Source organism: Microcystis aeruginosa LEGE 91341, from assembly GCF_015206885.1.
GTDB classification, from domain to species: domain Bacteria; phylum Cyanobacteriota; class Cyanobacteriia; order Cyanobacteriales; family Microcystaceae; genus Microcystis; species Microcystis aeruginosa_H.
On the sequence record NZ_JADEXY010000045.1, the window covers coordinates 23941 to 30553 of the forward strand.

Annotated in this window: 5 protein-coding genes and 2 pseudogenes; 3 read left to right on the forward strand and 4 right to left on the reverse strand. The window is 44.9% G+C overall.

Annotation, left to right across the window (positions count from 1 at the left end):
- Positions 1-44: 44 nt before the first annotated feature.
- Positions 45-278: pseudogene (locus tag IQ234_RS09070) on the forward strand (DUF305 domain-containing protein); the annotation flags it as partial.
- Between the two features lie 98 nt (positions 279-376).
- Here the strand turns inward: IQ234_RS09070 and IQ234_RS09075 are convergent.
- A pseudogene (locus tag IQ234_RS09075) lies at positions 377-624 on the reverse strand (transposase-like zinc-binding domain-containing protein); the annotation flags it as partial.
- An 84-nt stretch (positions 625-708) separates the two neighbouring features.
- Here IQ234_RS09075 and IQ234_RS09080 point away from each other — a divergent pair.
- Entirely contained in the window at positions 709-960 is a 252-nt protein-coding gene (locus IQ234_RS09080; RefSeq protein ID WP_193956858.1) for a hypothetical protein, read from the forward strand.
- A 309-nt stretch (positions 961-1269) separates the two neighbouring features.
- Here the strand turns inward: IQ234_RS09080 and murB are convergent, their stop codons facing one another.
- The 3 genes from murB to IQ234_RS09095 form a co-directional block, all read right to left on the reverse strand.
- Complete coding sequence (murB, locus tag IQ234_RS09085) at positions 1270-2148, reverse strand: UDP-N-acetylmuramate dehydrogenase (protein WP_193956853.1); 879 nt, start codon at positions 2146-2148, stop codon at positions 1270-1272.
- A gap of 345 nt (positions 2149-2493) precedes the next feature.
- Positions 2494-3921, reverse strand: coding sequence for a UDP-N-acetylmuramate--L-alanine ligase (gene murC / locus IQ234_RS09090; RefSeq protein WP_193956854.1), 1428 nt, complete (start codon positions 3919-3921; stop codon positions 2494-2496).
- Positions 3922-4153: 232 nt separating this feature from the next.
- Complete coding sequence (locus IQ234_RS09095) at positions 4154-4840, reverse strand: hypothetical protein (RefSeq protein WP_193956855.1); 687 nt, start codon at positions 4838-4840, stop codon at positions 4154-4156.
- A gap of 66 nt (positions 4841-4906) precedes the next feature.
- Here IQ234_RS09095 and hisD point away from each other — a divergent pair, with 66 nt between their 5' ends.
- Complete coding sequence (gene hisD / locus IQ234_RS09100; RefSeq protein WP_193956856.1) at positions 4907-6211, forward strand: histidinol dehydrogenase; 1305 nt, start codon at positions 4907-4909, stop codon at positions 6209-6211.
- The last annotated feature ends 402 nt before the right edge of the window (positions 6212-6613 follow it).

Sequence of the window (6613 nt, forward strand, 5' to 3'; positions counted from 1 at the left end):
CTGGTTACTTTTGGGTAAGTGCTATAGTATAGTTAGGTTTTGACATGGTTTTTCTAATGAAAAATAAAGCCATTATTCTGCTGGGGGCCGTTGCCGCTCTTGGACTGGCTGCCACCTCAACTTTACTTCTGACACGTCCATCTGGAAATTCTCCAGATTCCGCCTCTGCTCAATTTTCTCCCAACGGCATGGGTATGATGCATCATATGCAGGTCAGTAGCGAGTTTAACTACCTTGCCCAAATGATTCCTCACCATCAGGAGGCAATCGATACGGCGTTGTCAGATTAGAATATGAAAGATGCAATGCAATCCTTGCTATCAAAGTAATTTCAGTTCCAAGCTGATTCTGAACATCTTTCAATTTGACAACGCCGCAGTTTTCCCACTTGTTTGACCCAATCGATAATGGTTGTTCGTGAGACCCCTGTCATTCTCTCAATGCCTCGAAATCCCATGCCATTTACATACATTTTCAGACAGGTGCGCTTAACATCATCGCTATAGCCCTTGATTTCATAGCTATCGATGAACTGACACCACAGTTTACACATATATAGTTTTGTTTTTGACCACGATGACCATTTTTATTGATGTGGTCACTTTTACATTCTCGACATTTCATCGTTTTTTTTTCTTTCTGGCGTTGCTGATTTGAGATATGAATCTTCTCTTGTGGGATTTTTAAAACCTAGACCCAAACTAACTTTTGGATACGATGCACAGTTGGCATTCATACCTTGATTCAGCAACCCCTTTTTTTCCTTCATTGAGTTTCTATCTATTTTGCCTTCTCATCTCTTTATCTGACAACGCCACGATTACTCGTTATGCCTATGATCGAGTCAGAGAAGGTCAGCCCATGCTAGGGGTGATCGAAATCAGCACAGATGCTCCCATTGGTCAGGTGATTGAGGATATGCTTGTATTGCTAGAGTGCAGTCAGGAGGGCGAGTTGTAAGGACAAGTTCATGATCTCCCCTGGCGAGGCGGTCTAGCAACGCCCATGCAGCCCATCGTGGCTGAGTTCAACCGTTATCGAGAAAAATAATTAAATAGGGTTTGCTGAATAATGGTAAAACCCTTTTAAAATAAGGCTTTTGACCTGTTAAAATCCGATGTTCATGCTGCGAAAATCGGATTGGGACTCTCAAAAACCTTGCATTATCCTTGTTTTAGTACAAAATTGGTACAAAAAGAGAGGGCAACAAAGGCTGAAACTCCCGACTCCTGACTCCTTAACCCCACCAAAAAACTTTTTCAGCACACCCTAAATACCGTCAAATTCCCCCAAAACTTTCACTTCTGGTTCTAACCATAGGGACCAGCGATCGAACACTTGTTCCTGCACATGACGAATTAAACGCAGAATATCCGAGGCTTTTGCTGAACCAATATTCAGGATAAAATTAGCGTGTAATTCTGATACTTGCGCCCCACCAATTTGATAACCTTTTAATCCCATTTCCTCAATTAAAGCCCCGGCATATTGTGGTTTAGGATTGCGGAAAACACTACCACAACTGGGACGATCATAGGGTTGGGTACTTTTGCGATGGCGTAAATTATGGGTAGTAATTGCCATTATTTCCTCGCGATTATCGGTAGCTTCTAACTGAAATGTGGCCTCAATAACTAAACGTTGATCCCCTTGCAGAGAAGAACTGCGATAACTATAATTTAAATCTTCTTTGCTTAAAGTTTCTAACTGACCATCGGCATTTAATACCAGCGCCCGCACTAATCGATCCGCCACACAGGAGGTATGCGCCCCCGCATTCATCACCACAGCACCCCCCACCGTACCGGGGATACCCACCGCCCATTCTAAGCCCCTCCAGCCCCTTTTTGCCGCTCTCCAAGCTATTTTTGGCAGGGGTTCCCCCGCCGCTGCTGTAATCGTAGCAGTTTCGGCATCAAAACAACTCGATCGCAGATGGCGAGTATTGAGGACAAGTCCGGGTAAACCTCGATCGCTGATTAGTAAATTTGAACCAGCCCCCAAAACAGTTAAGGGTAAATCTTGCGATTGCCACCAAGCGAACACTTCTCTTAATTCCTCTAGATTAACTGGTTCGGCATACCATTGCGCTCTTCCCCCCACCCGGTAGGAAGTGAAATCAGCTAGAGAAACAGAGGTTTTAATCATAGGGTTTTAGGGGTTGGAAATTATAAATTATGAATTATGAATTATAACTTGGGGGTTGGGGAGCAGGGTTTTAGGGGTTGGAAATTATAAATTATGAATTATAAATTATGAATTGGGGGTTGGGGAGCAGGGTTTTAGGGGTTGGAAATTATAAATTATGAATTATAAATTATGAATTGGGGGTTGGGGAGATGGGGAGCAGAACGTAGGTTGGGTTGAAGCATGAAACCCAACGATCATCTTACGCTGCCGCTAACCCATCCTACAAATAATTGTGCCTCCCTACTTATTTAATACTGCTCACTTAAAAACTCAAATCTGATAACTGATAACTGATAACTGAATCTATACTCTAACCGCTAATTGTTCGCGGTAAAGAGAGAGCATTTCGGGGATAACTTGATTGAGATTGCCAGCGCCGAGGAACAGAGCTAGATCGCCGGGTTGGAGAATTTCTAGCAGGAATTGACCTAAAGAACTCAATTCGGGGTGATAGTAGGCGTTTTTATGGTGTTTTTTCACCTGTTCGGCCACTTGCTGCCCAGTGACGTGATTGATATTCACTTCCCCGGCACTATAAATATCCGTTAAGACTACCACATCGGCGGAACTGAAAGCGGAGCCAAATTCCTCTAAAAAGGTAGTGGTGCGACTGTAGCGATGGGGTTGGAAAATAGCGATCGAACGTTGGTACTGTTTGCCTTCTACCTTTAATTTTGCCGCTGCTAACGTGGCTAACAATTCGCTAGGATGGTGGGCATAATCATCGATAAAAGTAATGCCGTTTGCTTCTCCCTTGTGTTCAAAACGGCGTTTTGCTCCGGCAAAAGTAGCGATCGCATCGGCAATAACAGCAAATTCTAAACCGAGATAACGTCCGATGGCCACCACTGCCAAAGCATTGCTAATATTATGTTGCCCCGGGATTTTCACTTCCATTTGTCCCAGATAACTGCCTTTTTCCCAGACGGAAGCTTTCATCATTCCCTGTTCATAGATAATCTCGCTGACGGTGTAATCGGCACCTTTTTCGGGATCGAGACTATAACTAATCGTCGGACGGAAATGCTCGGCGATCGTGTCACAATCTAAACAAGCGACTAAAATCTGGCACTGATTGGCAAATTCATGGAAAGTATCGATAACTTCGCTTAAATTCTGGTAATGATCGGGGTGATCTAGCTCAATATTAGTGATTATACCGATTTTCGGGGCGTGTTTGGTTAGGGAACCATCGGACTCATCGGCCTCTGCCACTAAAAAACGACCTTGACCAAGACGAGCGTTACCTTCCCAAGCGTCCACCTCACCACCGACAATGATCGTGGGGTCTAATCCCGCTTCTAACAAAACGTAACCGATTAAGCTGCTAGTGGTGGTTTTTCCGTGGGTGCCAGCAACGGCGATACTGTCGTAATCAGCGATTAAAGCCGCTAAAACGTCGCTACGGTGAAAAATTGGGTATCCTAAGTCTCTGGCCGCTCGATATTCCTTGTTATGGTCATTAATCGCCGTGGAGCAGATTACTTGCGGAACCGTTTGGCTACTGTTTTGAGGGCCAGGAGAATGAAATAAAGCTAAATTATTTGCCTCTTGACGGTGGAAAATCTGCGCTCCCGCTCCCTGTAGCCGTTGGGTGATATGAGTAGGACGTAAATCGGAGCCAGACACAGGTAAATTGCGCTTGGCTAGGATATAAGCGAGGGCTGACATCCCAATACCGCCAATACCGATAAAATGGAAAGGTTGGCCGTTAAAATTAACTTTTTTCACTGTTTTCACTCCTCAGACCCACAATTATATAAGTTTTAAACTCGATCAGTAGTAAAGTCAACCTCATGATAGGGGCATTTGACCAGAATTCCAAAGTGTTGCCCAGTCACCTTGCAAAATCCTTGACGCAGAATTAAAATTTTTTCTCCCAATTCCTTTTTTTTACTGAGCTTTGCCAAACGTCCCAAGAATCGGTAAAACCCTACACCACAGGCTGCCCCCACGAACCTAATTAGGGCAGCCATTCCAGTAAAATTCCCACAGAGCTATCTTTACGAGCGCGGGAATTTTGGGCTTGAATATCGGCAGCTAAACGTAAATTAGAGGTAATCGCATAACCAACCGAAAAAGTAGTCAATCCCACCTCGTTGTCACCACCCGGGGAGATAAAACTCTGACTAACGGTGATATCTGCCGCCCCCGTGCGAGAAAGGGCTAATTTGAGCTTTAATCCTAAGTTAAGCCCATCGGTGCTGTAATTTCCTGTTTGAATGTAACGATAGCCCACCATGGGAGCTAGATTGACATAATCACCCAAAGGGAGGAGATAGTATTGTAAATTTCCTCCTATTGCCGTCCTTTTGCCGTTAAAAGCTGTCTGATAATCGCCGCTTAGGGTTAAACTGGTTTGACCGAAAAACACATCTTCTACCCCCAAAATCACGCCACTGGAATTATCCCTAGAAGGAAACTCTGCATATCCCAAGCGGATACGAGTGCGAAAACTAGGATCGCGGCGAATATCTTCGGCGATATCGGGTATTTTTTCTAACCAACGTTCTAAAACCGGGCTTTCCTGCCGAATTTCTGGGTCTAAGTCTAAATCCGTTTCTGCCCACACAGCACCACTCGCCCCCCATAATAAACCAAGAGCGATCGCATTTACAGAACAGCAAGAGAGCTTAAACATGATCTGCATTATAATCAAAAAAGATTCAGATTCCCCGCTATTCTTGAGAGGACGGGGGCAGTAGGAGCAGCCATAGTGGTTAGAATATTAAAACTTTCGCAATTAAGTGGCGCGGAACGGGCAAAACTTCAGAAAAGAGCCGAGTTAGATATTGATAACGCCCTCAAAGTCGCTCAAACGGTGATAGAAACCATCCGCGAGCGGGGGGATGCCGGCGTTGTGGACTATGTGCGGCGTTTTGACTACGAAGGTGCGACGGTAGAAAATATCAAAGTCAGCGAGGCAGAATTTGAGCAGGCTTTTCAGTTAATTGAACCAGAAGTAAAAACCGCCATTGAACAGGCTTTCCGGAATATTCAAGAGGTACATCGTCGCCAAATGCCGGAAGAAATACAACTGGCAGAAATTGAAGCCGGTGTCTTTGCTGGCGAAAAAATCTCTCCTATCCCCAATGTGGGTTTATACGTTCCCCGGGGCCGCGGCGCTTTTCCTTCGATGATGTTAATGTTAGCCATACCAGCAATGGTGGCAGGAGTGGAAAGAGTTGTCGTTTGCACTCCCCCCGATAAACAGGGCAACGTGGAACCGGTTTCTCTGGTGGCGGCACGCATGGCTGGAGTCACAGAAATTTATAAGTTAGGGGGCGTACAAGCGATCGCTGCTTTAGCTTTGGGAACAAAAAATATCAAAAGGGTTGACAAAATTACCGGTCCATGCAGCGTCTATGGGGCGGCGGCCAAACGGTTACTATTCGGCACTGTGGATGTGGGTTTACCAGCAGGTCCAAGTGAGTCGATAGTTTTGGCCGATGAGTCCACCGATGCCCGTTTAGCGGCCTTGGATTTATTAATTGAAGCGGAACACGGGGCGGATTCGGCGGCTTTATTAGTCACCCACAGTGAACAGGTGGCGATCGCTGCTAGTGAATACGCTCAGGAATACCTGCAAAAACTCCCGGATTGGCGACGGGAATTTTGCGAGGCTGGTTTAGCCGCCTATGGGGGCATAATTTTAACCGATAGTTTGCAGCAATCCCTCGATTTCGTCAATGAGTACGCCCCGGAACATCTAGAGCTTTTAGTTAGTAATCCTTTTGCCATTCTGGGCAAGATTAAAAATGCCGGAGAAATTCTCCTGGGCAATCATACTCCTTCCTCTATGGCTACCTACGCCATCGGGGTAAATGCTGTGCTGCCGACGGGAAGTTTTGCCCGTTCCTATTCGGCGGTTTCGGTTTATGATTTTCTCAAGCGCTCTACTTTGGCTTATGTCACCCCTGAAGGCTTTGAAAAGTTAAAAGAAACCACGAAAACTTTAGCCGAGTACGAGGGTTTTCCTGCTCATAAATTGGCAATTCAACAAAGGGAAATTTTACTCTAAATAGGGTCTGCTGAAAAAGTTTTTCCTGGGGGTAGGAGTCAGGAGTCAGGAGTCAGGAGTCAGGAGTCAGGAGTTTTAGGCTTTGTTGCCCTTGTTTTTTGTACCAAGCGATGTACTACAAGAAGGATAATGCAAGGTTTTTGAAAGTCCCAATCCTATTTTCTTGCACTAACATCCGACTTTAACAGGTCAAAAGCTTTATTTTAAAAGGGTTTTACCATTATTCAGCAAACCCTATCTAAATTACTCGTTGAGACTGTCTATGAGATGGGATCGGGGGTTGGGGAAATGGGGAAATGGGGAATTTCAACTAAAACCCCAAAACCCTAAAACCCCAATACCTATCTCCTATATCTTATCTCCTGATACTAAATCCAGTTATTAAAAACTGATTATTTATTC

What these genes read in the sequence shown, in the direction of transcription:
- murB (WP_193956853.1), bottom strand. Translation starts at nt 2,148, where the DNA reads ATGATTAAAACCTCTGTTTCTCTAGCTGATTTCACTTCCTACCGGGTG.
- IQ234_RS09095 (WP_193956855.1), bottom strand. Translation starts at nt 4,840, where the DNA reads ATGCAGATCATGTTTAAGCTCTCTTGCTGTTCTGTAAATGCGATCGCT.